At 69.1% G+C, this 23,564-nt stretch carries 24 protein-coding genes and 1 tRNA gene; 18 read left to right on the plus strand and 7 right to left on the minus strand.

What is annotated here, in order from left to right; genetic code table 11:
• Nucleotides 1-66: 66 nt before the first annotated feature.
• A complete protein-coding gene (locus ACGFIB_RS05200) occupies nucleotides 67-675 on the minus strand; it encodes a hypothetical protein (RefSeq protein WP_393368602.1) in 609 nt (202 codons plus the stop codon).
• Between the two features lie 103 nt (nucleotides 676-778).
• Here ACGFIB_RS05200 and ACGFIB_RS05205 point away from each other — a divergent pair, with 103 nt between their 5' ends.
• From ACGFIB_RS05205 to ACGFIB_RS05240, 8 genes are all read left to right on the plus strand, one after another.
• Nucleotides 779-1,498 (plus strand): response regulator transcription factor, encoded by a 720-nt coding sequence (locus tag ACGFIB_RS05205; RefSeq protein ID WP_393368605.1) that lies wholly within the window; start codon nucleotides 779-781, stop codon nucleotides 1,496-1,498.
• Nucleotides 1,488-3,377 (plus strand): HAMP domain-containing sensor histidine kinase, encoded by a 1,890-nt coding sequence (locus ACGFIB_RS05210; protein WP_393368608.1) that lies wholly within the window; start codon nucleotides 1,488-1,490, stop codon nucleotides 3,375-3,377. The genes ACGFIB_RS05205 and ACGFIB_RS05210 overlap by 11 nt, the downstream gene beginning before the upstream one ends.
• 573 nt (nucleotides 3,378-3,950) lie before the next feature.
• On the plus strand, nucleotides 3,951-4,463 hold the full coding sequence (locus tag ACGFIB_RS05215) for an RNA polymerase sigma factor (RefSeq protein WP_142567427.1): 513 nt from the start codon (nucleotides 3,951-3,953) through the stop codon (nucleotides 4,461-4,463).
• Complete coding sequence (locus ACGFIB_RS05220; RefSeq protein WP_393368611.1) at nucleotides 4,460-5,719, plus strand: hypothetical protein; 1,260 nt, start codon at nucleotides 4,460-4,462, stop codon at nucleotides 5,717-5,719. The genes ACGFIB_RS05215 and ACGFIB_RS05220 overlap by 4 nt, the downstream gene beginning before the upstream one ends.
• Before the next feature lie 136 nt (nucleotides 5,720-5,855).
• Nucleotides 5,856-6,458, plus strand: a complete 603-nt coding sequence (locus ACGFIB_RS05225; protein ID WP_357262643.1) for a TetR/AcrR family transcriptional regulator — start codon at nucleotides 5,856-5,858, stop codon at nucleotides 6,456-6,458.
• A 243-nt stretch (nucleotides 6,459-6,701) separates the two neighbouring features.
• The gene (locus tag ACGFIB_RS05230) at nucleotides 6,702-7,451 is read left to right on the plus strand and encodes a glucose 1-dehydrogenase (RefSeq protein WP_393368615.1); all 750 of its coding nucleotides are present in this window, start codon (nucleotides 6,702-6,704) and stop codon (nucleotides 7,449-7,451) included.
• Between the two features lie 58 nt (nucleotides 7,452-7,509).
• Nucleotides 7,510-8,367: a TIGR03620 family F420-dependent LLM class oxidoreductase gene (locus ACGFIB_RS05235; RefSeq protein ID WP_393368618.1), complete on the plus strand. Its 858-nt coding sequence runs from the start codon at nucleotides 7,510-7,512 to the stop codon at nucleotides 8,365-8,367.
• A 51-nt stretch (nucleotides 8,368-8,418) separates the two neighbouring features.
• Nucleotides 8,419-9,456 (plus strand): alpha/beta fold hydrolase, encoded by a 1,038-nt coding sequence (locus ACGFIB_RS05240; protein ID WP_357262652.1) that lies wholly within the window; start codon nucleotides 8,419-8,421, stop codon nucleotides 9,454-9,456.
• Between the two features lie 37 nt (nucleotides 9,457-9,493).
• Here the strand turns inward: ACGFIB_RS05240 and ACGFIB_RS05245 are convergent, their stop codons facing one another.
• Complete coding sequence (locus tag ACGFIB_RS05245; RefSeq protein WP_357247791.1) at nucleotides 9,494-9,928, minus strand: Rrf2 family transcriptional regulator; 435 nt, start codon at nucleotides 9,926-9,928, stop codon at nucleotides 9,494-9,496.
• Between the two features lie 133 nt (nucleotides 9,929-10,061).
• On the opposite strand from ACGFIB_RS05245, the gene ACGFIB_RS05250 reads away from it, so the two are divergent.
• From ACGFIB_RS05250 to ACGFIB_RS05275, 6 genes are all read left to right on the plus strand, one after another.
• Entirely contained in the window at nucleotides 10,062-10,817 is a 756-nt protein-coding gene (locus ACGFIB_RS05250) for an SDR family NAD(P)-dependent oxidoreductase (RefSeq protein WP_393368623.1), read from the plus strand.
• Between the two features lie 62 nt (nucleotides 10,818-10,879).
• Nucleotides 10,880-11,470: an NAD-dependent epimerase/dehydratase family protein gene (locus tag ACGFIB_RS05255; protein WP_357262658.1), complete on the plus strand. Its 591-nt coding sequence runs from the start codon at nucleotides 10,880-10,882 to the stop codon at nucleotides 11,468-11,470.
• 244 nt (nucleotides 11,471-11,714) lie between these two features.
• Entirely contained in the window at nucleotides 11,715-12,938 is a 1,224-nt protein-coding gene (locus tag ACGFIB_RS05260; RefSeq protein ID WP_393368626.1) for an MFS transporter, read from the plus strand.
• A 223-nt stretch (nucleotides 12,939-13,161) separates the two neighbouring features.
• Nucleotides 13,162-14,079, plus strand: coding sequence for an SDR family NAD(P)-dependent oxidoreductase (locus ACGFIB_RS05265; protein WP_393369997.1), 918 nt, complete (start codon nucleotides 13,162-13,164; stop codon nucleotides 14,077-14,079).
• A 92-nt stretch (nucleotides 14,080-14,171) separates the two neighbouring features.
• The gene (locus ACGFIB_RS05270; protein ID WP_393368629.1) at nucleotides 14,172-14,717 is read left to right on the plus strand and encodes a GNAT family N-acetyltransferase; all 546 of its coding nucleotides are present in this window, start codon (nucleotides 14,172-14,174) and stop codon (nucleotides 14,715-14,717) included.
• Between the two features lie 319 nt (nucleotides 14,718-15,036).
• A complete protein-coding gene (locus ACGFIB_RS05275) occupies nucleotides 15,037-15,336 on the plus strand; it encodes a hypothetical protein (protein ID WP_393368632.1) in 300 nt (99 codons plus the stop codon).
• Between the two features lie 54 nt (nucleotides 15,337-15,390).
• Here the strand turns inward: ACGFIB_RS05275 and ACGFIB_RS05280 are convergent, their stop codons facing one another.
• From ACGFIB_RS05280 to ACGFIB_RS05300, 5 genes are all read right to left on the minus strand, one after another.
• Nucleotides 15,391-15,948 carry a hypothetical protein gene (locus ACGFIB_RS05280; RefSeq protein ID WP_393368634.1) on the minus strand — a complete coding sequence of 186 codons (558 nt, stop codon included), beginning with the start codon at nucleotides 15,946-15,948 and terminating at the stop codon, nucleotides 15,391-15,393.
• A 60-nt stretch (nucleotides 15,949-16,008) separates the two neighbouring features.
• On the minus strand, nucleotides 16,009-17,001 hold the full coding sequence (locus ACGFIB_RS05285; protein ID WP_393368637.1) for a ferritin family protein: 993 nt from the start codon (nucleotides 16,999-17,001) through the stop codon (nucleotides 16,009-16,011).
• 382 nt (nucleotides 17,002-17,383) lie between these two features.
• A complete protein-coding gene (locus tag ACGFIB_RS05290) occupies nucleotides 17,384-17,557 on the minus strand; it encodes a hypothetical protein (RefSeq protein WP_393368640.1) in 174 nt (57 codons plus the stop codon).
• A 398-nt stretch (nucleotides 17,558-17,955) separates the two neighbouring features.
• The gene (locus ACGFIB_RS05295) at nucleotides 17,956-18,753 is read right to left on the minus strand and encodes a class I SAM-dependent methyltransferase (RefSeq protein ID WP_357262672.1); all 798 of its coding nucleotides are present in this window, start codon (nucleotides 18,751-18,753) and stop codon (nucleotides 17,956-17,958) included.
• Between the two features lie 168 nt (nucleotides 18,754-18,921).
• Nucleotides 18,922-19,006, minus strand: a tRNA-Tyr gene (locus tag ACGFIB_RS05300).
• Between the two features lie 174 nt (nucleotides 19,007-19,180).
• On the opposite strand from ACGFIB_RS05300, the gene ACGFIB_RS05305 reads away from it, so the two are divergent.
• The 4 genes from ACGFIB_RS05305 to ACGFIB_RS05320 all read left to right on the plus strand — a co-directional run bounded on the left by ACGFIB_RS05305 (nucleotide 19,181) and on the right by ACGFIB_RS05320 (nucleotide 23,549).
• Nucleotides 19,181-19,402, plus strand: a complete 222-nt coding sequence (locus tag ACGFIB_RS05305) for a hypothetical protein (RefSeq protein ID WP_393368643.1) — start codon at nucleotides 19,181-19,183, stop codon at nucleotides 19,400-19,402.
• Between the two features lie 54 nt (nucleotides 19,403-19,456).
• The gene (locus ACGFIB_RS05310) at nucleotides 19,457-19,948 is read left to right on the plus strand and encodes a YajQ family cyclic di-GMP-binding protein (protein ID WP_142567439.1); all 492 of its coding nucleotides are present in this window, start codon (nucleotides 19,457-19,459) and stop codon (nucleotides 19,946-19,948) included.
• A 164-nt stretch (nucleotides 19,949-20,112) separates the two neighbouring features.
• Entirely contained in the window at nucleotides 20,113-22,731 is a 2,619-nt protein-coding gene (locus ACGFIB_RS05315) for an MFS transporter (RefSeq protein WP_393368646.1), read from the plus strand.
• Complete coding sequence (locus tag ACGFIB_RS05320) at nucleotides 22,728-23,549, plus strand: YceI family protein (protein WP_357262711.1); 822 nt, start codon at nucleotides 22,728-22,730, stop codon at nucleotides 23,547-23,549. The genes ACGFIB_RS05315 and ACGFIB_RS05320 overlap by 4 nt, the downstream gene beginning before the upstream one ends.
• Nucleotides 23,550-23,564 lie beyond the last annotated feature (15 nt).

Raw genomic sequence — 23,564 nt, forward strand, 5'->3', positions numbered from 1 at the left:
GGGGGCGGCGGGGGCAGCGGGTGACGCCCCGCCGCCCCGCGCCGGGTTTTTACTGCGGGCGGGGTGTCACTGCGGGCCGGGCCGGAGCGCGCGGCCGCCGCCGTACGCCTTCACGCGACAGTCGTCCTGGATCTTGGAGATGTCGACGTCGGGTCCGGGGACGCTCGCGTACCGCCAGCCGAGCTTCGCGGGGCCGTCCACCTTGACGAGGTGGACGTCGAAGCCGTGGTCCTGCAGGCACTTGGCCTCGATCCGGACGCTCTTGGCATAGTTCGGGTTCTTGGCGGGGTCGAGCTCCGGCGGCAGCAGCGGCCGCAGGTGCTCGCAGGCGGCCCGCGCGGACTTCTCCGCCGCCTTGGTCCAGGTCCCCTTGCTCGGCATGCCGTGCTCCGTCAGGCAGCCGGCGTACGCCGCGCGGAACTTCCGCACCTCGGCCTCGGAACTGTCCAGGCGCAGCTGCGGGCGGGACTTCGTGGCACGGGCGGGCTTGGACTCGGCCTGCGCCGCGACCGGTCGGGTGGCTGACACCTGGCCGGCCTGGGCGGGTGCGGGGGTGCCCGGACCGCTCGCCGCTTCGGCGGCGCCGCAGGCGGTGAGGAGGCCGCAGGCGAGGGCGGCGATGGAAAGCGCGGTGGCGTGTCGTGCGGACACGCGCTGATCGGTTCGGTCGCTCATGCCGGAGAGGATGGTCGAGCAATGTCAGGAAGTTGTCAGGAACCCTTGGTCGGCGGATGAGCACGGGCGAGGTGGTCACCAGGCCGACCTAGTATCGCCACCTGTGGGTGCATATGTCCTGGTCGCAGAGGACGACACGAAGCAGGCCGAGCTCATCCGCCGCTACCTGGAACGGGAGGGCCACGAGGTCGCCGCCGTCCACGACGGCCGCGCGGCCCTGGAGTCGGTACGCCGGCGGGCCCCCGACCTGATGGTGCTCGACGTGATGATGCCCAAGGTCGACGGACTGGACGTCTGCCGCATCCTGCGCGCCGAGTCGGACCTCCCGGTGCTGATGCTGACCGCCCGTTCCACCGAGGACGACCTGCTGCTCGGCCTCGACCTCGGCGCGGACGACTACATGACCAAGCCGTACAGCCCGCGCGAGCTGATGGCGCGCGTCCGCACGCTGCTCAGGCGTGCCCGCGCCGTCGCCGCTCCGGCCCGGCCGCCCGCGCCGGTGCTGAGGGCCGGCGCCCTGGTCGTCGACCCGGACCGCCACGAGGTCAGCGTGGACGGTGTGCGCGTCGAGTGCACCCCCGGCGAGTTCGCGGTGCTGGAGCTGCTGGTCAGTGAGCCGGGACGGGTGTTCACCCGCGAGCAGATCCTCGCCCGGCTGCACGGGTTCGACCGCTACATCACCTCGCGCACCGTGGACGTCCACGTGATGAACCTCCGCCGGAAGATCGAGCCCACGCCGCGCCGTCCCGTACGGCTCCTCACCGTGTACGGGGTGGGCTACAAGCTCGCCGACGACCGGCGGGACCCGCGCGATGCGGGGTGACGTGCCGCTGCACCGCAGCCTGCTGCTGCGGCTGCTCGCGGTGTCCGTCCTGGTGTCGGTCTGCTCGATCGCGGCGACGGCCTGGCTGACTGCGCGGAGCACCACCGTGGCGATCAGGCAGGAACAGGGACAGGCGCTCACCGACGACGCCCGCACGTACGACACCCTGCTCGGCTACGCGGCCACCCATCCCGGCTGGGACGGCGCGGGGGACGTCGTGCGGGGGCTGGCCCGCGACACCGGTCGCCGCGTCACGATCACCACGGAGCAGCGCGTGCCGCTCGTGGACTCCGACACGGGGCCGCCCGCGACGCTGCCCGCCCGGCCGACCGCGTCGATCGACCCGCTGCACGTGGACACGGTCCTGGCGGCCGCGTCCGGTTCGTCCCTGACGGCCGGATCCGATGCCCTGCTGCCGCAGGGCGAACTTCTGGCGGCCGTGACCGACCACATCGACCCGCGCGCCGTGGGCCCCTTCCTGCTGCCGCGCAAGGAACGTGACACCCTGCGCGGCGCCGCCGAACGGCGTGCCGCCTGCCTGCGCAGCGGCTTCGGCGCCGTCGCCACGATCGCCTACAGCCCGAGCGGACGGCCCGTGCTCGACACCCGGGGCGCGCGCCCATACTCCGAGACCCGGTGCCCGAGCACCGTCCTCGACCGGCCGACCGCCACCGAGGCCAAGGCCCTCGCGGCGCTGCAGAAGCTCGTCGACAGCTGCCTGGAGCGGCGGCACGAGTCGCACGTGCGGCTCAACCTCGACTTCACCTGGACGCGGTTGCCCGCGGCCGTTCCCGCCCAGACGGCGGCGGACGACGCCCCCCGCGGCAACGTCGTCCCGGAATGCGTCACCGGCAGCCGCCGCGAGCAGCTCGCGCCGTACGTCGCCCCGCCCGCGCTGCTCTTCCTCAGCAGCCGCGGTGGCGGCGACATCTCGACCGTCTTCGACCTGTCGCCGGAGAACCGGGCCCGCATCGCCGGAGTGGCCGCCCTCGTGCTGCTGATCACCGTGACCGCCAGCGTCATGGCCGGAACCCGGTTGAGCCGCCCCCTGCGGGCGCTCACCGACGCCGTACGGAACATGGAGGAAGGGCGCGCCGCCCGCGCCGAGGTCAGGGGGAAGGACGAGATCGGCAGGCTCGCCGCGGCCTTCAATGCCATGGCCGAGCGGCGCGAGCGGCTGGAAGAGCTGCGCAAGGCGATGGTCGGCGACGTCGCCCACGAGCTGCGAACGCCGCTGAGCAACATCCGCGGCTGGCTGGAGGCCGCCCAGGACGGGCTGGCCGACCCCGATCCGGAACTCGTGTCGTCGCTACTGGAGGAGGCCCTGCTGCTCCAGCACGTCATCGACGACCTCCAGGACCTGGCGGTGGCCGACGCGGGCGAGCTGAGAGTGCACGCCGAGCCGGTCGACGTGGCCGACCTGCTGGCCCAGGTCGCGACCGCGCACCGGGGCGGCGCGGAGACGGCCGGCGTCACGCTGCTGACGCAGGCCGACGGCGGCCTCCGGCTGGTCGCCGACCCCGTGCGGCTGCGCCAGGCGGTGGGCAACCTCGTCTCGAACGCCGTACGGCACACCCCGCCCGGCGGCACCGTACGCCTGCAGGCCCGCCGCGCGGACGGCGACGTCGCGATCGACGTGACCGACACGGGCAGCGGGATCGCGCCCGCCGACCTCCCGCTGGTCTTCGAGAGGTTCTGGCGGGTGGAGAAGTCACGCAGCAGGCGCAGCGGAGGCAGCGGGCTCGGCCTGCCCATCGCCCGCAAGCTCGCCGAGGCCCACCGCGGGTCGCTCAGCGCCACCAGCGTCGTCGGCGAAGGTTCGACCTTCACGCTCCGGCTCCCCGCCCACGGTCACGCCTGGGAGAGCAGCGAGGCATAGGCGCCGGAGTGTTGTCGCCCGGACATGCCGGCGACCCACTCACTATCACGCGGCCCTCCCGTCCTCGTAGGGTCTGTTCATGCTCCTGTGGAGCAATGGCCCCTTCGGCGGGGGCAAGACGCAGGCCGCTCACGAGATCCAGCGGAGGCTACCCGGGAGCGTCATCTGCGACCCCGAACATGTCGGCTTCGGCCTACACCGGATGATGCCCCCGCTTTTGCGTGGAGATTTTCAAGACCTTTCGGCCTGGCGGCAAGGCGTGTACGAGGTGCTGGACCTGGCCCTCGCCAAGCACGACGGCACGGTGCTCGCACCGATGACGATCGTGGAGCCAACCTACTTCCAAGAGACCATCGGCCGGCTCAGGGAGCGCGGCCATGACGTCCGGCACTTCGCGCTACTTACGAGGGCGCCTGCGCCAAGCCTGGACAGGGATCAAGCACATCCGGTTCGACTGAATGCCTCCGGCGGGGGCCTCGGCGGAAGGCGTGCTGCGACCTGCGAGGATGCAGGGACCGGTGAGTCTTTCGGCGACGCCGGTAATCCAGATGGGCCCTCCGAACACTTCTTATCGTGGACGATCCCGAAGAACGATTCACCGATCTTTACGACCAGCACTATCGGAACGTTCTGGGCTATGCCCTGCTGCGCGCCGAGCCTGCGCTGGCGGAAGACGTGGCAAGCGAGACGTTCCTGGTCGCCTGGCGGCGTTGGGACGACATACCCGAGCCGCCGTTGCCGTGGTTGCTCGGCGTCACCAGGAACCTGCTGCGCAACCAGCGCGTCAAGCGGCTCCGCAGTGACGAACTGGTCACCCGGCTCGCTCAGCTGAGCACGTTCGCCGACGGAGACGTCGCCGAACGCGTGGCCGACCGGCAAGAGGCACTCGCCGTACTCGCCGGCCTGCGGGAACAGGACATCGAGGCGGTCGTCCTGGCCAGTTGGTACGGCCTCACACCCGCGCAGGCGGCGGAGGTCGCGGGCTGCTCGGCCCGCACCTACAACGTCCGTCTCCACCGTGCACGCCGCCGGCTCGCGAACGCGCTTCGCCCGCATCCCCCGCTGACCTTCCAGGAGCAGGCATGAACGACGAAGACTCTGTGAACGAACTGATCGCCACGCTGCGTCCCGACTCGCTCACCGAGGAGGCGCACCGGCGGCGACGCTCCGCGGACCTCGCCCAGGCGTTCCGGACGCCCCGCGCCCCTCACCACACCAGGAGATCTCCCATGCCCCAGCGTCGCCCCCTTTATCTGATCACCGGTACGGCAGTGGCGGGGCTCGCCGCCGCCGCGATCATCGTCCCTCAGGTCCTTTCAGGCGACTCCTCGCCACATGCGATCTCCGCCGGCGAAAGCCCCGGCGGCGTCGGCGGCATCGGTGGTGAGGCCTTCCGAGACACCGATACGTCCACCACCACCGTGAACACCCGGACAGTCCTGCTCGCCGCGGCCAAGGTGTCCACCGAGGAACCGGCCGGCTCCGGCAAGTTCTGGTACTCGCGGGTGCGTACCACCCAACTGGTCCGAGTGGCCCCGGACGAGTACGCGGCCAAGATCAAGAAACTGCTGGCCGAGCAGGACGCCAAGAAAGAGAAGCTGAAGAACAAGCCCGACGAGCTCAATGCCGCGATGAAGGAGTTCGACAAGAAGGTCCATGAGCTGAAGACCACAAGACTGCCGTACGCCGCAAGCCGTTCGGAGACCACCGACACCTGGCGCTCGCTCGGCGGCGCCGCCGGCCGCCGGGTGACCGGCCTGGACGTGAAGATCTCATTCGCGACTCCGGCCGATGAGGCGAAGTGGAAGCAAGCCGGTTCGCCGCGCCTGGCCAACGACCCCTCCGGCTCTCGGGAAACCCTGCCCACCGGCGTGGTGTCGATCGACAACCCCAGCTTGACCTGGTCGAACGTCGCGAAGCTGCCGACCGACAAGCAGGGGTTGAAGGACAGGCTGCTGAGCCTGCATAAGAAGAGCCCTGCCAGCGGCAAGAAGCAGCTCGCCGACTACCTGTGGCAGACAGGCGCCGATCTGCTGACCGCGCCGATCACGCCAGGAACCAGGGCCGCCCTGTACCAGGTGCTGGCCGACTCGGCGTCCGGGCTGAAGTCGAGCACTGGAGTAACCGACGCGCTCGGCCGCACCGGCGTCGCCCTCGACACGACGGGACCGGACGACGCCGGCGAGGCCGGCAGGATCACCTACCGTCTGATCTTCGACGACAAGACCGGTAAGGCGCTGGAGCTCGACGTCATCGAGGCGGGGACCGCCATGCCCCTGCTCCGGCAGACGTTCGAGACCACCGGCTACGTCGACGCCCTCGGGGACACTCCCGCGCAGTGATCGCGGCCTGATCGTGGACTCGTCCGAGGTCATGGCTGCGCGGGCCTGACACGGAAGCGAGCGGACGGCCGGGGCTCCTCGCCGGGACCGCGTATGTTAGCAATGACTACAAATTCCATTCGGTCTGGAGGCGACCATGGCCGGGGGACGACCGCGTACCTTCGACAGCGACGCGGCCCTCGATGGGGCGATGGAGGTGTTCTGGCGCCAGGGTTACGAGGGCACCGGGATTTCCGACCTGCTCAAGGCGATGGGCATCAGCAATGCGCCCAGCCTCTACAACGCCTTCGGCAACAAGGAGCAGTTGTTCCGTAAGGTGCTCGACCGATACGCCGACGGCCCCGCCCGCTACATCCGCGAGGCGTTCGCGGAGCCGACGGCACGTGCGGCCGTGGAAGCCCTCCTGCACGGCGCCGCCGACGCGACGACCGAGCCCGGCCATCCACGCGGGTGCATCACCGTGCAGGGCGGCTTGGCCTGCTCGCCCGGGGCGGAGGCCGCACGCGATGAACTGACGATGCGCAGGGCGGCCGGAGAGGCGGCCCTGCGGGAACGACTGCAGCAGGCGGGCAGAAGCGGTGAGCTTCCGGACGGCAGCGATCCCGAACGTCTGGCGCGCTACTTCACCACCATCTACCAGGGCATAGCCGTCCAGGCGGCCGGTGGCACGCCGCGAGAGCAACTTCACCAGATCGTGGACATGGCCATGACCCTCTGGCCGCAGCGGCCCGGCGCCTGACGGTGGCCCCACCGCCCGTGTGCGGCGGATCCAGCCGGCGATCACCCTCCGCGCACGAGTAACAGGCGCGAGCGGCGCCAGATACGCCCGGACGCGGGCCGGGCCGCTGCGCCGCCTTCGATGACGCCGTCCGTCGCTCGCGGGCGGCAGGTACCAGGCATCCCTTCCGGTTGACACGCGCTCCTCGCCGAGGCTAGTTTTTTAGTGCTCGATAAAAAACATTCGGACGTAAGGAGTCGCCCCATGGGACAGCTCGACGGCAAGACGGCCATCGTGACCGGAGGAACCAGCGGAATCGGCCTGGCCACCGCAGAGCGCTTCGCAGCGGAGGGCGCGCACGTCTTCGTCACCGGCCGCCGCCAGGACGCACTCGACGCCGCGGTGGCCCAGATCGGCCACAATGCGACCGGCGTACGAGGGGACGTCGCCGATCTGGCCGACCTCGACCGGCTCTATGCCGCTGTCGCCCAGCAGAACCGGCGCATCGACGTGCTCTACGCCAATGCGGGAGGCGGCGAGTTCGCCACTTTGGAGCAGGTCACCGAACAGCACTTCGACCAGACCTTCGGCACCAACACCAAGGGCGTGCTCTTCACCGTCCAGAAGGCACTGCCGCTGCTCAACGACGGCGCCTCGATCATCCTGCAGTCATCCAACGCCGGCACCCTCGGCAATGAGGCGTTCGGCGTGTACGCGGCGTCCAAGGCAGCCGTACGCTCCTTCGCCCGCACCTGGGCGGCCGAACTCAAGGGTCGATCGATCCGGGTCAACGCCGTCAGCCCCGGCACGATCGACACCCCCGGCATCGACGGCCTCGCTCCCGACCAGGAGGGGGCCGACCAGCTCAAGTCCTACATGGCCGGCACGATCCCGATGGGCCGTGTCGGACGGCCGGACGAGGTGGCCAGTGCCGTTCTCTTCCTCGCCTCGGACCAGAGCACCTTCATCACCGGCATCGAGCTCTTCGTCGACGGCGGCCGTAACCAGATCTAGGCACCGGCCTCAGCCCGCCTGCCGGGCTGTCACTTTCACGGATGAAGGCACACGGCACATGCAACTGGGTCAAACAGGTATTTGGAGTATCGAGCTGCGGATGGCTGATCCGCAGGAGATCGGCGACGCCGCCGCCGAGCTCGATGAACTGGGCTGGGGCGCATTGTGGATACCGGGTCTGGGCGGCGGTGACATCCTCGGCGACTCGGAACGTCTGCTGCGGGCCACCCGCAACACGATGGTGGCTGTCGGGGTCGCGAGTATCTGGCGTCATCAAGCCGCCGACATGGCGGCAGGACACGCGCGCCTGCAGAGCACCTACGGCCGTCGGCACCTGCTCGGCCTCGGCGTCAGCGACCCGGCAGCAGCCCGAAGCGCGGGACAGCCGTATCGGCCCCTGGCCGACATGACCGCCTACCTGGACAGACTCGAACAAGCTCCAGCGCCGGTGCCCGCGGGCGAGCGAGTCATGGCGGCACTCGGCCCCAAGATGACCGAACTGGCGGGACAACGCACCGCGGGCGTACACCCGTTCATGGTCACCCCGGAGTACACGGCCGCAGCGCGCGAGCAGCTGGGTGACGGGCCGGTCATCGCGCCGTACCAGGCCGTCGTCCTCGAAGAGGATCCCGGCAAGGCCCGCGCCGCCGCACGCGACTTCCTGAGCGTGTTCCTCGGCATGGACCATTACGCGCGAAACCTGCGCCGCCAGGGGTTCACCGACGACGACCTCGCCCACGGCGGGAGCGATCGTCTCATCGACAGCGTCGTGGCCTGGGGCGACATCGAGGCCATCGGCACGCGCATCCGCGCACACCACCAGGCCGGCGCCGACCATGTCTGCCTACACGTCGTGGGCGCAACCTCGGCGATGCCCCTGCCCGAGTGGCGAAGGCTGGCGCCGCTCGCCTCCTGACGCCGAGCAGGCCGGCATGACATTCGACCTCCTCCAGAAAGGTTTCCCTCCATGAACCCCGACAGTGAAAACGAAAGATTCAGCAGGCGATGGCTGCTCGGGACCGCAGCAGTCGGCGCCGCCGCCATGCCGTTCCTGACCGGAGGCACATCGCCGGCCCTCGCCGGGTCGACGGGCGGGAAGCCCACGCCCGCCACCCGCCTGCCCGGCCTGCCGAAGGGCTTCTGGAAGACCTTCACCAGCCGGTACGTCGACGTCGACGGGCTGCGGCTGCACGCGGTGACCGGCGGGGATGGCCCGCCGGTGCTGTTCATCGGCGGCTGGCCGCAGACGTGGTACGCCTGGCGGAACGTACTGCCCGCCTTCACACGGGACTTCAGCGTCGTCGCGATCGACTCCCGCGGAGTGGGCCTGTCGGCCAAACCCGCGTCGGGCTATGACTCGGGCACCCTCGCCAACGACTCGGTGAAGCTCATGAGAGCCCTGGGCCACAAACGTTTCGCCCTCGTCACCCACGACGTGGGCGCCTGGACGGGTTACGCGCTCGCCTCGGACCACCCGACGGCCGTGGACCGGTTCGTGGCCATGGAGACGATCACTCCTGGTCTCACCGAACCCGGCGCCCTGCTGATCCCGGGACAGCTGAACAACCTGCTGTGGCACTTCCCGTTCAATCGCGTCGACGGCATCAACGAACAACTGGTGCGGGGCCGGGAGGACCTCTACTTCAGGTACCAGTTCGCGTCCAAGGGCACGACGCCCACCTCGATGCCGCCGGTCGCCGTTCAGGTCTACGTCGACGCGCTCAAGTCGAGCCCGCAGGCGCTGCGCAGCAGTTTCGAGTTCTACCGCGCCATCGACGAGATCATCGCCCAGAACACCGAGCGCAAGAAGACCAAGCTCAGGATGCCGGTCCTCGCCGTCGCGGGCGAGCGAGCCGTCGGCACCGGCGTGGAGACGGAGATGCGTGCCGTCGCGACGAACGTCAGCAGCGTGATCATCCCCGGCGCCGGTCACTTCCTCATGGACGAGAACCCCGATCAGGTGATCGCGGCCCTCAAGCCCTTCCTCGCGCCCTACCGGGGCTGAGACCAGGTCATGGCGGCACCAGCGCAACGCCCAGGCGCTAGCGGGGTGCGGCGAGAACGTCTCGGAGTACGTTCTCCAGCGTGATGCGGGCCAGCTCGTGCCTCAGCGTCTCCTCGACGCCCTCGTAGATGCCCTGCATCGCCGGCTGGATGCCGTAACCGATCACGCAGTCCTGATCGGGTGTGGCGTGGTGCATCGCGAACAGCGGGCCGGGTTCGACCGCCTCGTACACGTCGAGCAGCGTGATCGACTCCAGTTCGCGGGCGAGCACCCAGCCCGCGCCCAAGCCGCGCCGGGACTCGACGAGCCCTGCCTTGCGAAGCTGGGCGAGCAGTCGCCTGATCACCACGGGATTGGTGTTCGCGCTGGTCGCGATCTGCTCGGAGGTGGCGACCTCATGGCCCTGGCGCTGGTAGAGGCCGATCCAGGCCAGTGCGTGGGCGGCGATGGTCAACCTGCTGTTGGCGCTCATGAGCCCTCACTCCCTCAGCCGTAACGCATCATGTTACGACACTCCTGATGTAACAGCTTTGGTAGCGATAAGACTGTCGTAACCATTATTGTTCTGACAGTTGAGCCAACGATGCAACAGAGAGGTGCGAAGAATGAACAAGCCACTCACGGGCAAGATCGCCCTGGTCACCGGCGGGTCCCGCGGACTGGGAGCCGCGACCGTACGGCTGCTGGCCGAGCAGGGCGCCGACGTCGCGTTCACCTACGTCAGCTCCGACCAGCAGGCGAAGGCCGTCCTCGACGAGGTGCGCGGCAAGGGGGCGAAGGCCGTCGCCTTCCGGACCGACCAGGCCGACACGAGCCGGGCGACGGCGCTGATCGCCGACGTGGTCGCACACTTCGGCGGCCTGGACATCCTCGTCAACAACGCGGCGATCTCGGTGGAACAGGGCCGCACCGTGGACGACCCGGACGCCGACACCGCCGCGCTCGACCGCATGCACGCCACCAACTATCTCGGCGTGATCGCCACCATCCGGGCCGCTTCCAGAGTGCTGCGCGCCGACGGCCGGATCATCACGGTGAGTTCGGGGCTGGGCTCGCGGGTGGGTGTCCCGGGCCTTGCCGACTATTCGGCGACGAAGTCGGGTGTCGAGAGGTACACGATGGGCGTCGCCCGCGACCTTGGCCGCCGGGGCATCACGGCCAACGTCGTGGAGGCCGGACTGATGGAGAGCGGGATGGAGCCGCCGGACGCCGAGACCCTCCAGGCCCTGCTCAGCTCGCTGTCGCTGCAGCGCATGGGCCACCCCGACGAGATCGCCGCGGCGATCGTCTTCCTGGCGAGCCCCGCCGCGTCGTACATCACGGGCGCAGTGCTGGACGCCCACGGCGGCTACAAGGCCTGACTTGACCATCTGGTAGTCAGCCACCTAGGCTGACTACTAAAGAGTCAAGTCAGGAGAGGCATATGAGGATCTTTCTGGCCGGCGCGTCCGGCGTGATCGGGCAGCGGCTGATTCCCCGCCTGGTCAAGGAAGGGCACGTGGTCGGCGGCATGACCCGCTCGGCCGGCAAGACCGAGCTGCTGGCCCGGCTCGGCGCCGAGCCGATCCTGTGCGACGTCTTCGACCGCGACGCGTTGATCAAGGCGGTTCGCGACTTCGCCCCGGACGTCATCCTGAACGAACTGACCGATCTGCCCGACGAGGTCGAGAAGATCGGTGACCACGTGGAGCTCAACGCCCGCATCCGGACCGAGGGCAACCAGAACCTGATCGAGGCGGCACGGCAGAGCGGATCACCGAAGATCCTCGCCCAGACCGTCGCCTGGCAGCTACCGGCCGGCCCCGACGCCGACGCGGTCATCGAGCTCGAACGCTCCGTACTCGCCGAGGGCGGGGTCGTGCTCAGCTACGGGCAGTTCTACGGACCCGGCACCTACAACGAACAGCAGATCCCCGCCGAGCCACGCGTCCAGATCGACCACGCCGCCGACCGTACGGTGGAGCTGCTCGACGCGCCGTCAGGCGTCGTCGTCATCACCGACCAGCCCGCATAGGAGTCGGGGGACGTCAGGGCACCGGCGAGCCCGTCGTGATCGGCGCCCGCTCCGCGTCCGGCAAGGACGTCGAGCTCGAAGACCTCGCCATCGTGGCGCACGGCGACCGGGCCGGCCCACAGAGCGGCTGACCGTCCACCTGGCCTGGTCCAGCCAAGCCCGGTCCCGGGCCGGCCCATCCCGGCCATCACCAATTTCTCAGGCCACCGCGCCAATGCGTGCGTGGATTCTTCAGGGACCTGTTTTGTCATCTCATGTAACCGTCGGGACGCACGCGATCCCCCGCCGGCGCACTCTCCCCGCCGGACTCGCCCTGACGGGCGCGGCGCTCGCGTTCACCAGTCTCTACCTCGCGGCAGGCGCGCTGACGCCGCTGCTGGTGCTCTACAAACAGCAGTGGGGCTTCCCGCCGTCGCTCCTCACCCTGGCGTTCGCCGTGTACGCGGCCGGCTTCCTCGCGGCCGTCCTGACGCTGGGCTCGCTCTCCGACCACGTCGGCCGGAGCCCGGTCCTGATCGGAGCCCTGGTCGTCCAGCTCGTGTCGAACGTCCTGTTCCTCCTCGCCTCCGACATCGGATGGGTGATCGCCGGACGCATCGTGCAGGGCGTCTCCAGCGGCGCCGCGACGGCCGCCTTCACCGCGGCGCTCGTGGAACTCGCCCCCGCTGGCAGCAAGAGGCTCGGCACGATCCTCGGCAGCGCCGGCCTGACGGGCGGCCTCGGCGCCGGATCCCTGCTGGCCGGCCTCGCGATCCAGCTCACGCCCACGGCGAACACCATCACCTTCACCGTCCTCATCGTCCTGACCCTTCTCGGGATCGTCGCCGTCGCCCTGTCGCCCGAGACCATGACCCGCACCCCCGGCGCGCTCCGCTCGATGGTCCCGCGCGTGGCGATCCCGCGCGCCGCCCGGAAGGAGTTCGCCGCCGCCGCACCCGTGGTCGCCGCGGTCTGGATGCTCGCCGGCCTGTCCGGAGGGCTGGCGCCGAACATGGTCCGCAGCGTCTTCCACCTGGACAGCGGCCTGCTCAACGGCCTGACCGGATTCATCGCGCCAGCGGTCTCGACCGTCGTCGGGCTGTCGTTCGCCCGCGTTGACCCGCGACGGGCGATGACCGTCGGCATCTACGCGTCCGTCGCCGGGGCCGTCGGCATCATCGGCGGGGTGTACGCCGGAAGCCTCACCGTCATGATCATCGGGCAGGCCGTCGCCGGTGTCGGCTTCGGGGCGTCCTTCTCCGCGGCCCTGCGCCTGATCTTCCCGCTCGCGGCCGCACACCAGCGGGCGGGCGTCGTCGCCGGGATCTACGTGGTCTCCTACGTCGCCTTCGGCGTGCCCATCGTCATCGAGGGTCAGCTCGTGGGCCCGCTCGGCGAGGTCCCGGCCGTCGTCTGCTACACGGCCCTGACCGTCCTGCTCGCGCTCGTCAGCCTCGTCGCCCAGACGCGCATGAGACACCGTGCCTGAGCCAAGGGCTCGGCTTAGACCGACGGACGGGGACCTCGTCCGGACCCCGGCTGGGCTCATCTTCACGTTCAGCATGCCCGGCGATCAGATCAGCCTTCACATCCATGCATGTGCATCACCATCGTAAAGAACGGAAACCGCAATGACGCTTATCTCTACTCCCTTCGGTGCGCGTACCACTGCAGCGGAGGTTCTGGCCGGGGTGGACCTGACCGGACGCCGCATGATCGTCACGGGAGGAGCGTCGGGGGTGGGAACCGCAACGGTCCGCGCCCTCGCCGGCGCCGGCGCACGCGTCACGATCGCCACCCGTAACCCCGCCATCGCCAAGCCGCTCGTGGAGGAGTCCCCGAACATCGACGTCGCCGCGGTCGACCTCGCCGACCTGGACTCGGTGCGGGCCTTCTGCGCCGCCTGGGACGGTCCGGTGGACGCCGTCATCGCCAACGCGGGCGTGATGATGCTGCCCGAGCGCCAGGTCAACGCACAGGGCTGGGAGATGCAGCTCGCCACCAACTACCTCGGCCACTTCGCACTGTTGACGGGCCTGCGGACGGCCCTTCGGTCGGCGGAGGGGGCGCGCGTGGTCATGGTCAGTTCCGGTGCGCACCTGCTGGCGGGGGTCGACTTCGAGGACCCGCAGTTCGAGCGGAAGCCGTACGACTCCAGGATCGCCTACGCACAGTCGAAGACCGCCGACGTGCTGCTCGCCGTCGGGATCAGCCGCCGATGGGCACAGGACGGCATCCGCGCCAACGCCTGCGCTCCGGGGCAGATTCTGACGAACCTGATGCGTCACCTGGATGCGGCCACCCTGCAGGCGCTCGGCGTGACGGACCCGGACGGGAACACGACCATTCCGGATCACTACAAGACGCCTGAGGAAGGGGCTGCCACCAGCGTCCTGCTCGCCGCATCACCGCTCCTCGAAGGCGTGACCGGACGCTACTTCGAGAACAACCAGGAGGCCCCGGTCGTCGAGGGCGGCCCCCATCTGATGGCGGAGGGCGGCCCCGAGGCGATGGTGGACATGGTGGCCGAGTGGGCCGTCGATCCCGCCGCCGCGGACCGCCTCTGGGAGTACGCGTCCACGACCATCGGCGACACCACTGACCTCTCCGGCACCTCGGACTCACGCTGACATCGCGCCCCACTGATCTCATCGAGGGCGCGGTGGGTGCGGGATACCGAGAAGACCGATGGCTCTCCACCTGGCAGGAAGGACTATGACCTGTGAAGGATTTGACCATCATCCGGCTGCCCGTGGACGCGAGCACTGATACCGCCCTCATGACCGACGTCGCCGTTCTCGTCAACCGGGTGTACGCGGTCGCCGAACAGGGGTTGTGGCGGGCGGGCGCCGAACGAACGTCAGCGGATGAGATCTCCCGACTGACCCTCGCCGGCGAGATCGCGGTGGCCCGGTTGGAGGGGCGGCTCGTCGGCTGCGTCCGGGTGCGGCACCTCGACGACATGACCGGCGAGTTCGGAATGCTCGCCGCAGACCCTGATCACCGCGGCATCGGGATCGGACGGGAACTCGTCCATTTCGCGGAGCAGGGATGCAAGAACGCCGGGCTCTCCGTGATGCAGCTTGAGGTACTTTTCCCGCGGGAGTGGTCCCACCCCTCGAAGGAGTTCTTGGCCACCTGGTACACCCGCATCGGCTACCGGAAGGTCCGCACCGGGGTCATCGACGAGTCCTACCCCCATCTGGCGCCCCTCCTGGCGACACCATGCGCCTTCGTGGTCTACAACAAGGACCTGTCCCACTGTTGACAACGCTCGTGGTCGATACAGCCAGTGCTAGCGGGCGAGCGGCGGAGGGCTGAAGCCGCCGAACTCCTGTTCCAGGAGCTCGGCGAACCGTATCGGGGTGCGGTCCTCGAACATCGGTCCTATTATCTATGCGCTGGTCGGCGTAGACATGGTCCGTCCCGTCGATCGTGATCCGGCGGGCCCAGAGGTCCGGACTCCGGTCGTGCGCGAACGCCGGGGTCGGCATGGCCGGGCACAGCACAATGTCGAAGTCGTCGAACAGCTCTCGCCAGCCCTGGCGGTTCCGTACACGCGCGCTGTCCGCCGCGATCCAGTCGCGGTGGCTGAGCACCGAACCGCGGATACGCTCAGCGGCCAGGCTCCGGTCATCGGCGTCGAGCCGCCCGGCGTCGAGCCGAAGGCGCTCGTAGACCTCCTGCGGATAGCCGGCCCCCCAGGACGCGAGCAGCAGGCGCATGTAGAGTCGGGCCGCCTCCACCTGGTCGGGCAGCAAGTTGCTCTCGCGGGCGACCTTCGCGCCAACCGCGGCCCCGCCGTACGGGCCAGGTTCGACGCCTGGACACCACCCCGGCGGACGATCCCACAGCCCCCGGAAGGTCCGTCCGTCACGACCCCCTGACCACCTGCCGAGGTTCCGTCTCCAGCTATCCGCCCCCCGGGGCCGCGGAGCCTCTCACCTGAGGAACGGGTAGCGCCGAACCAGCGCCGTGTTCCCCCACCACCTGCCGATTCCGAGGGTGTCCCCGGCGTGCACCAGGGCCAGTCCCACTATGACGAGTGCGTAGACGAGACGGTAGTCCATGAACGGGTTGTGCTCGGGCGGCAGCTCGGCCGCCCACATGAGAAGCAGCAACAACCCGCCCAACACCGCCGTCAGGCACAGTCCGACTCCCAAGATGAGCGCCACACCGATGCCCAGCAGGCCGAGCATGAAGAGCCAGTCCGCCCACGCGTGCCCCGCCAGGGGAGAAAACATCGCCCCGAGAGGTTTCCTCGCAGTGCCTTTGAAGTACCCGGTCGTCGGGCTCGCTCCCCCGATCCAGGCACGATCGGCGGGAGTGCCGAACCCCCAGCCGAAGGTCTTGTCCAGGAACGCCCAGAGAAACACCCAGCCGATCGAGATCCGTACCAGCGCCCAGATGCAGTCGCTCGGACGAGTGGCCGTACCGCCCATACGATGCTCGGCGACGTGGGCGGTGGCGGCACCGCCCCTATTTCCAGAACCGGCCATCGCCGCCCCTTAGGAATGTTGCCGAGGAGTCCCGCCTCCGCAGCAGGGCATCTTGAGTGGTCAGCTCGACGTGGGGCACTGCTTACCGAGCTTGGACAGCTCACCCGAGAATGCCTTCGCGTGCTTCAGCTCGTCTTGCGCGGTGTCATTGAGCACCTTGGCCGCCTCGGTGTCGCCGACCCTTGAGGCTTGAAGGGCGTAATCGGGGTACATCTGCGTACCCTCGTACGTCTCCCCTTTGATCGTCGCGCACAGATTCGTCCCGGTGTCGCGCACCGCGCCGGCCAGATTCGCGTGCTCGGCGAAGTGCTCGGTGCGCTCGACGGCGGCCGTCCGGTGGAACAGCTTGGCAAGCTCGGGTTGCTCGGTCTCCCCTGCCTTGTCGCCGTACAGCGTGTACTTGGCATAGGCGAAGGCTTCGCCCTTCATAGCCGTCCGCAGGTTCTCCAGCGTCCGGGGGGAGGAGACCTTGGGCGGGCCGGCCTGTATCTCGACCGGCTCGGCCTGCACGTCAGTCGGGATCGTCGCCCGGGTCGAGCGCTCGGTGATGGCCTTCTCCGCCTGGAGGAACTTCTCACGGTGTTTGGCCTCGTCCTGGCCGACTTCGGAAAAGAGGCTGGCGGCCTCTTTCTCGCCGTCCGCCTTTGCCTGCTCGGCGAACTGCCTGTACATCGTCGTCGCCTCGTAGGACTCACCGCCGGTGCTGTCGCGCAGATTCGCCGCGTTGTCGCCGACCAGGCCGATCAGCCTCGCCTGCTCGGTGAGGTGTTCGCGCAGTTCCGTGTGCGCGGTGCGCCGGTACAGCGCCGCCACATCGGGCAGGTTCTCCCTGTCCGCCTGCTTGGCATACGCGCGGTACGTCACGTGCGCCAACGCCTCACCCGGCATCGCGTTCGTGACGTTGGTACGCGTCGACGGATCGACATCGTCCCCATGGGGAACGGACTGGGGAACGGACGCCGCCGTCGCGCTCCCGGCCCCTACAGCGAGAAGGGTGACCGCGCCGACAGTCGTCAGACAGGCTCGCCAGCAGATGAAACATCGGGTTCCCATACGACCCCCCGGCTGTGCGTGCGGCCCCGGCCCGAACACGCCGGCAAGGGCGCGTCCTCTGCCCAACCGCCGCGATCATTACGGAATAGCGGGTTCCCTGACCGTGGTACCCCACCGCGCAAGCCGAACCTCCCATAACACCCTGAGCTATATCGTGATCAGGCAAAAGGGGAAGCGCCTCCGGCGAGGGCCTCGGCTCCGGGATGATCGTCCGCGCACGAGTCCTGTCCGCAAGTGGCTGAGGTGGAAGCCTGATCATCCCGTCCGTCGCGACCCAGGCAAGCCCAGCAGACCGGAAGCTCAGGGAGGCGTGCGCGTCCGCGCAGGAGACCCATGATCGCCTACCACGAGCATGCCCTAAGTCAGGGTCGGGCGCGGGGAATCAGGGGTGCTCACGGATCAGGAAACGAAGAAGCCCCCGACCGGCATCTCTGCTGATCAGGGGCCACTTTTCCTGCTGGTGGCAGGCGCAAGGTTCGAACTTGCGTAGGCTGAGCCGAGCCCGCAGTTCGACGAGGTGGCGCTGATAGTCGTCGGCGTTGTCGGGCAGGTTCACCGGCTCGTGGTCAAGCGGCGGCGCGGCGCGCCGCCGTACCCCCGGCCCTCCGCCCGCCCGACGTCCAGGCGTGCGGCCTGGGGGCCGGTCCCGGACGGCGGCGGGACACCGGGCCGGGCACCGTACGCCAGCCCCGCCGTACCAACCGAACGCGCCGACCCAGCGCCGCGCTGCCGTACATGGTCCCTGCACCCGCCGCCCGATTATCCGGGGCAGGCGGAACCTGTCAAGGATGGCTGTGCACGTAGGGCAACCACTCACTGCGGAAGGTCACCAGCTAAGGGAACACGCGAAGCCATCCTTGACAGAACCCGCCTGGCAGTCCCGGAAGTGGGCAGCTAGCGGGGGCAGGGGAAGTGTGGCGCACCTGAGCTCCAGCCGCGACGCTTACCTCAGCGTCACCGTAGCCGGCCGATGGTGAGGACTGCCGACCAGTGGCGGGTGAGCCGTCCGTCCGGGCGTGCGGCAAGGAGGCGACGTATCTCCTGGTAGAGGTGTTCGTTCTTGGCTGGCTCCATGGCGATGTGGCCGGAGAACGTATCGAGCAGAGCGATGTATTCATCTGCCGTGTAGTGCAAGGACCATACGTAGAGCTTCGTCCCGACCACGGTGAAGTGTCCGGAGGCATCGAACTCAGTGGCCATGGGGTCGGTCTGGTCCTCGGGTGGTGGCGGTGGCCACGGACCATCATGGCCCTCGCCGATCTCCTCATAGACCTTCTGGATCTCGGTGAAGAACGGGTCGAAGCCTACCGGCATTGCGTGGTCGGCGTTCCATACGGCCAAGTGGCCGCCCGGGGCGAGCAGAGCAGCTGCCTTCGCGTACTTGATCTCCGGGTCCACCCATTTCCACGCCGTGGCCGCGTATAGGAGATCGAAGCGGACCCCTGTCGGCGGCTCCCAGCCTTCGAATGACGACGTGATCACGGAGACGTCGGCGAATTCGGCGAGGCGGTGCCGTGCCTCCGCCGCCAAGGCATCGCCGAGTTCGACCGCTGTGATCTGGAAGCCCATCCGTGCCAAGGGCAGCGTGGCCTTCCCTGGGCCACATCCGACTTCCAGCAGGTGCGCGGGGGGCGTGACCCCCGTAATCTCCAGCAGGTCGGAATACAGTTCGTCCGGATAGTCGGGGCGGGCGTCTTGATAGAAGGCGGCAGCTTTGTCAAAGGTGGCTCGCAGCCGAAGATCGCGGGGCATGTTCCGATCCTGACAGTGCCGCAACACTGCCGTCGCCGGAAATATCTTGCTCACGTGCCAGATCCGTGCCAGATGCCATGGGAAACCAAGGGGAATCAGGGACACTCACGGGTGATCAACGCGAGAGGCCCGTCACCGCGTTTCCGCTGGTGACGGGCCTCTTGCTGCTGGTGGCAGGTGCAAGGTTCGAACTTGCGTAGGCTGAGCCGACGGTTTTACAGACCGCTCCCTTTGGCCACTCGGGCAACCTGCCTTGTCTTCCGCTCGCCGCGGCGACAGGTAGAAGAATAGCGGACTTCCCGCGTACACGTGACATGGCTTCCGGGGCGCCCCACGCATGATCGGCAAAGGCCTCCCGGAACTCGGAAGTGGCCGCGGCGCAGCACCGGCCAGGGCGGGACGGTGGCCAGACAGGGCGGCGGATCTCGTGGCCCCTCACGGGGATCGAGCGAGCGGCGGACGGAGTGTCGCACCGCTCGGCATCGTCTTCCCGCCGGGCATCACGGTCGTCGGAGAGTCCGACGATGCCAGGCGTGTCATCGTGGCCGGCCGGCTGCCGGCGGGGTTCGCCCTGCTCGGGGTGGTCGACGGCCTGACCCGCCTCGGCAGCAGAGGTGGCGCCCACGTCGTCATGAGGAAAGACCTCTGATCACATCGGGGCCCACTAATCTCGAAGGGCAACGGAGAGAGGACACGGACACCGATGGCCGACAGCAGTTTCGACGTGGTGAGCAAGATCGACCAGCAGGAGGTCGACAACGCCCTGAACCAGACGGTCAAGGAGGTCGGGCACCGTTTCGACTTCAAGGGCACCGGCGCGAGCATCTCCTGGTCGGGGCAGAAGGACATCGAGATCAAGGCGAACAGCGAGGAGCGGGCCAACGCGGTTCTCGACGTCTTCAAGGAGAAGATCGTCAAGCGCAGCCTGTCTCTGAAGATCCTGGACGCGGGCGAGCCGAAGCTGTCCGGCAAGGAGTATCGCCTGATGGTGTCCCTCAAGGAGGGCATCGACCAGGAGAACGCCAAGAAGATCTCGAAGCTGATCCGGGACGAGGGCCCCAAGGGCGTGAAGGCGCAGATCCAGGGCGAGGAGCTCCGGGTCAGCTCGAAGAAGAAGGACGACCTTCAGGAGGTGATCTCCCTGCTCAAGGGCAAGGACCTCGACATCGCCCTCCAGTTCGTCAACTATCGGTGATACGCGTCACAGCGCGGACACTGACGGAGAGGCCCTGACCTGCGAGTTCAGGGCCTTCGTCATTTCCGGCACCCGCCGGACCATGACCAATTGGTTGCCCGAAGCAACGATCAGCATATAATTGCTTAGGGAAACTAAGTTTGATCACACGCGGAAGGACTTCGATGGCGAACGCGATGACGCGGGAGACGCCGCCAGGCACGGCGGCCCCCGCGATGACGCACCGGGAAATCCTGGAGGCGCTCTCGGGGCTGATGTTGGGGTTGTTCGTCGCGATCCTGTCGTCGACCGTCGTGTCGAACGCGCTCCCCACGATCACGGCGGACCTGCACGCGAACGAGACCACCTACACGTGGGTGATCACCGCGACCCTGCTCGCCACGACGGTGTCCACCCCGATCTGGGGCAAGCTCGCCGACCTGATGAGCAAGAAGATCCTCATCCAGCTCGGACTGACCGTCTACGTCATCGGCTCGGCGATCGCCGGTCTGTCGCAGAACCCCACCATGCTGATCGCGGCACGAGTGATCCAGGGCCTCGGCGCCGGCGGCCTCACCGCGCTCACCCAGGTCATCATGGCGGCGATGATCTCGCCGCGGGAACGCGGCCGCTACTCCGGCTACCTGGGCGCGGTGTTCGCCGTCGCCACGATCGGCGGCCCGCTCGTCGGCGGCCTCATCGTCGACACCTCGTGGCTCGGCTGGCGCTGGTGCTTCTACGTCGGCGTGCCGTTCGCGGTCCTCTCGCTGATCGTGCTGCAGAAGACCCTGCACCTGCCGACCGTCAAGCGTGACGTGCGCATCGACTGGGGCGGCGCGACGCTGATCACCGCCGCGGTCTCACTGCTGCTGATCTGGGTCTCCTTCGCCGGCAACAAGTACGACTGGCTGTCGTGGCAGACCGGCGCGATGGTCGGCGGCGCTGTCGTCCTCGCGATGCTCTTCCTCCTGGTCGAGTCCAAGGTGAGCGAGCCCATCGTCCCGCTGCGCCTGTTCAGGATGCGGACCGTCAGCCTCAGCGTGGTCGCCAGCGTGCTGGTCGGCGTCGCGATGTTCGGCGGCACGACCTTCCTCAGCCAGTACTTCCAGCTCGCCCGGGGCGAGACGCCCACGGTGGCCGGCCTGATGACGCTGCCGATGATCCTCGGCCTGGCGATCTCCTCCACGGTCTCCGGGCAGATCATCACCCGCACCGGCCACTGGAAGGTCTTCCTGGTCTCCGGAACCTTCTTCCTCACCGCCGGGTTCGCCCTGATGGGCACGCTGCGGTACGACACCGACTACTGGCTCGTCGCGATATTCATGTTCTTCGTCGGCGTCGGCATCGGCATGAGCCAGCAGAACCTCGTTCTCGCGGTGCAGAACCAGGTCCGTGCGCAGGACCTGGGCGCGGGCAGCTCGCTGGTCTCGTTCTTCCGCTCCCTCGGCGGCGCGATCGGTGTCTCGGCCCTCGGCGCCCTGCTGGGCAACCGCGTCCAGCGCTACCTGGCGGACGCCCTGGCCGCGCTGGGCGTTCACGGCACCGGCCAGGAGAGCGGCGCGATCCCGAAGCTCTCGGCGCTGCCGGCCCCGATCCGCACGGCGGTGAAGAGCGCGTACGGCCACAGCATCGGCGACCTGTTCCTCTACGCGGCGCCGCTCGCCCTCCTCGCGCTGATCGCCGTGCTGTTCATCAAGGAGGTCGCGCTGCGGACCAGCGCGATCACGGTCAGCGCCGACGCGCAGGAGACCGACGCCACCCCCGACCCCGAGATCGCCCGCCAGCGGAACGGCGCCGTGGCCGGACGCCACGCCCAGAGGGACAGGCAGCAGCACGACCGGCAGCGGCCGATCACGGCCGAGGCCGAGTTCGCTTCGCCGAACGGCCACTCCGCCACGCAGCCCCCGACCGCCGCACAACCGACCGCACAGCACCCGACCGCCGCACAACCAACCGCACAGACCGCACAGCCCCTGACCGCACAGGTCCTCACCACCACTCAGGCCCATCCGTACGCCGCGCTCGCCGTGGAGTCGCACGAGCCGGGCGGCGTGGGCATCCGCGGGTCGGTCAAGGGCCGGGACGGCGTGCCCGTGGGCCGCGCCACGCTCACGCTGATCGACGTGCGCGGCCACCAGCTCGGCCGTACGGTCACCCGGGACGACGGGGGCTACGCGCTCCGGGCGCCGGGCGGCGGGACGTACGTGCTGATCGCGTCGGCGGGCGACCGGGAGCCGCAGGTCGCGACGCTGGTCGTGGGCGACCAGCCGGTCGACTTCGACATGGTGCTCGCGGCATCGGGCCGGCTCGTCGGCACCGTGCGCGGCGTCGACGGGACGCCGGTCGCCGACGCGGTGGCCGTCGTGACCGACGTGCGCGGCGAGGTCGTGGCCACGAGCTCGACCGACGCCGAGGGCGGCTTCTCCTTCTCCGGCGTCGTGGCCGGCACCTACACGCTCACGGTGAGCGGCGCGGCATACCGTCCGGCCGCCGTTCCGATCGAGGTGCTGGGCACCGGCCAGACCCGGCACGACGTCGTGTTGCTGCCCGGCGCCCGGGTGCAGGGCACGGTCCGCGTCAAGGACGGCGTGCCCCTGGCCGACGCGAGGGTCACGCTGCTCGACGCCGCGGGCAACGTGGTGGGCGGGGTGACCACCGGCGAGGACGGCGAGTACGCCTTCACCGACCTGACCGGCGGGCAGTACACCATCGTCGCGAGCGGTTACCCGCCCGTGGCGAGCACGCTGAACCTGGACGGCCAGGGCGACGAGCCGTACGACGTGTGGCTGGGGCACGAGCGATGAGCGTCCCCGAGACGGTCCCCAGGGGACTGCACGCCCTGGTCAGGAGCAAGGACGGCTGGGCCGTGCAGCATGCGGTCGTCACGGTGACGGACACGACCGGCCACCAGGTGGCGCGGGCGGAGGCGGACGCCGACGGGCAGATCGTCACCGCCCCGCTGCCGCCGGGGGTCTACACGGTGGTCGCGACCGCGATCGGGTACGCGCCCGCCGCGTCCACCGCGATCGCGACCGCTTCGGGCGCCGCCGAGGCCGGCACGCTGGTGCTGGCCCGGCAGGGCGGCACCGAGCTCCCGCCGCCCGGCGAGTGGACGATCGACCCGGAACACTCGAAGATCTCGGCCACGGCCCGGCACCTCGGCCTCAGCAGCGTGCAGGGGCGGTTCACCGAGTTCTCCGGGCGGATCGAGATGGGAGCCACGCCGGAGGAGTCGTCCGTGGTCGCCGAGATCGTCGCCGAGTCCATCGACACGGGCAGCCGGATGCGCGATGATCACCTGCGTTCGGCGGACTTCCTCGACGTCCCGGTGCACCCGGTGATCACGTTCCGGAGCACGGGACTGTCGCCGGCGGGCCCGGACCGGTGGACGGTGCACGGCGTGCTGACGCTGAGCGGCGTCAGCCGCCCGGTCGATCTCGACATGACCTACCTCGGCACAGGACCGGACCTGTGGGGCGGGCTGCGGGCGGCGTTCCGCGCGGTCACGGAGTTGCGCCGCGACGACTTCGCGATGACCTACAACCAGGTCGTCCAGGCGGGGATCTCACTGATCGGCGCGACACTGAAAGTAGAGCTGGACATCCAGGCGGTGCGCGGGTAGACCCCCTGCCACACG

It is taken from the genome of Microbispora bryophytorum, from assembly GCF_043197435.1.
In the GTDB taxonomy this organism is placed as follows: domain Bacteria; phylum Actinomycetota; class Actinomycetes; order Streptosporangiales; family Streptosporangiaceae; genus Microbispora; species Microbispora bryophytorum.

Excerpts from the sequence above, each read along its gene's own strand:
- ACGFIB_RS05255 (WP_357262658.1), top strand. The coding sequence starts at position 10,880 with ATGAGGATCTTTCTGGCCGGCGCGTCCGGCGTGATCGGGCAGCGGCTG.
- ACGFIB_RS05315 (WP_393368646.1), top strand. The coding sequence starts at position 20,113 with ATGGCGAACGCGATGACGCGGGAGACGCCGCCAGGCACGGCGGCCCCC.
- ACGFIB_RS05200 (WP_393368602.1), bottom strand. The coding sequence starts at position 675 with ATGAGCGACCGAACCGATCAGCGCGTGTCCGCACGACACGCCACCGCG.
- ACGFIB_RS05235 (WP_393368618.1), top strand. The coding sequence starts at position 7,510 with ATGCAACTGGGTCAAACAGGTATTTGGAGTATCGAGCTGCGGATGGCT.
- ACGFIB_RS05225 (WP_357262643.1), top strand. The coding sequence starts at position 5,856 with ATGGCCGGGGGACGACCGCGTACCTTCGACAGCGACGCGGCCCTCGAT.
- ACGFIB_RS05295 (WP_357262672.1), bottom strand. The coding sequence starts at position 18,753 with ATGCCCCGCGATCTTCGGCTGCGAGCCACCTTTGACAAAGCTGCCGCC.
- ACGFIB_RS05250 (WP_393368623.1), top strand. The coding sequence starts at position 10,062 with ATGAACAAGCCACTCACGGGCAAGATCGCCCTGGTCACCGGCGGGTCC.
- ACGFIB_RS05245 (WP_357247791.1), bottom strand. The coding sequence starts at position 9,928 with ATGAGCGCCAACAGCAGGTTGACCATCGCCGCCCACGCACTGGCCTGG.
- ACGFIB_RS05210 (WP_393368608.1), top strand. The coding sequence starts at position 1,488 with ATGCGGGGTGACGTGCCGCTGCACCGCAGCCTGCTGCTGCGGCTGCTC.
- ACGFIB_RS05320 (WP_357262711.1), top strand. The coding sequence starts at position 22,728 with ATGAGCGTCCCCGAGACGGTCCCCAGGGGACTGCACGCCCTGGTCAGG.
- ACGFIB_RS05265 (WP_393369997.1), top strand. The coding sequence starts at position 13,162 with ATGATCGTCACGGGAGGAGCGTCGGGGGTGGGAACCGCAACGGTCCGC.
- ACGFIB_RS05280 (WP_393368634.1), bottom strand. The coding sequence starts at position 15,948 with ATGGCCGGTTCTGGAAATAGGGGCGGTGCCGCCACCGCCCACGTCGCC.
- ACGFIB_RS05310 (WP_142567439.1), top strand. The coding sequence starts at position 19,457 with ATGGCCGACAGCAGTTTCGACGTGGTGAGCAAGATCGACCAGCAGGAG.
- ACGFIB_RS05240 (WP_357262652.1), top strand. The coding sequence starts at position 8,419 with ATGAACCCCGACAGTGAAAACGAAAGATTCAGCAGGCGATGGCTGCTC.
- ACGFIB_RS05285 (WP_393368637.1), bottom strand. The coding sequence starts at position 17,001 with ATGGGAACCCGATGTTTCATCTGCTGGCGAGCCTGTCTGACGACTGTC.
- ACGFIB_RS05220 (WP_393368611.1), top strand. The coding sequence starts at position 4,460 with ATGAACGACGAAGACTCTGTGAACGAACTGATCGCCACGCTGCGTCCC.
- ACGFIB_RS05230 (WP_393368615.1), top strand. The coding sequence starts at position 6,702 with ATGGGACAGCTCGACGGCAAGACGGCCATCGTGACCGGAGGAACCAGC.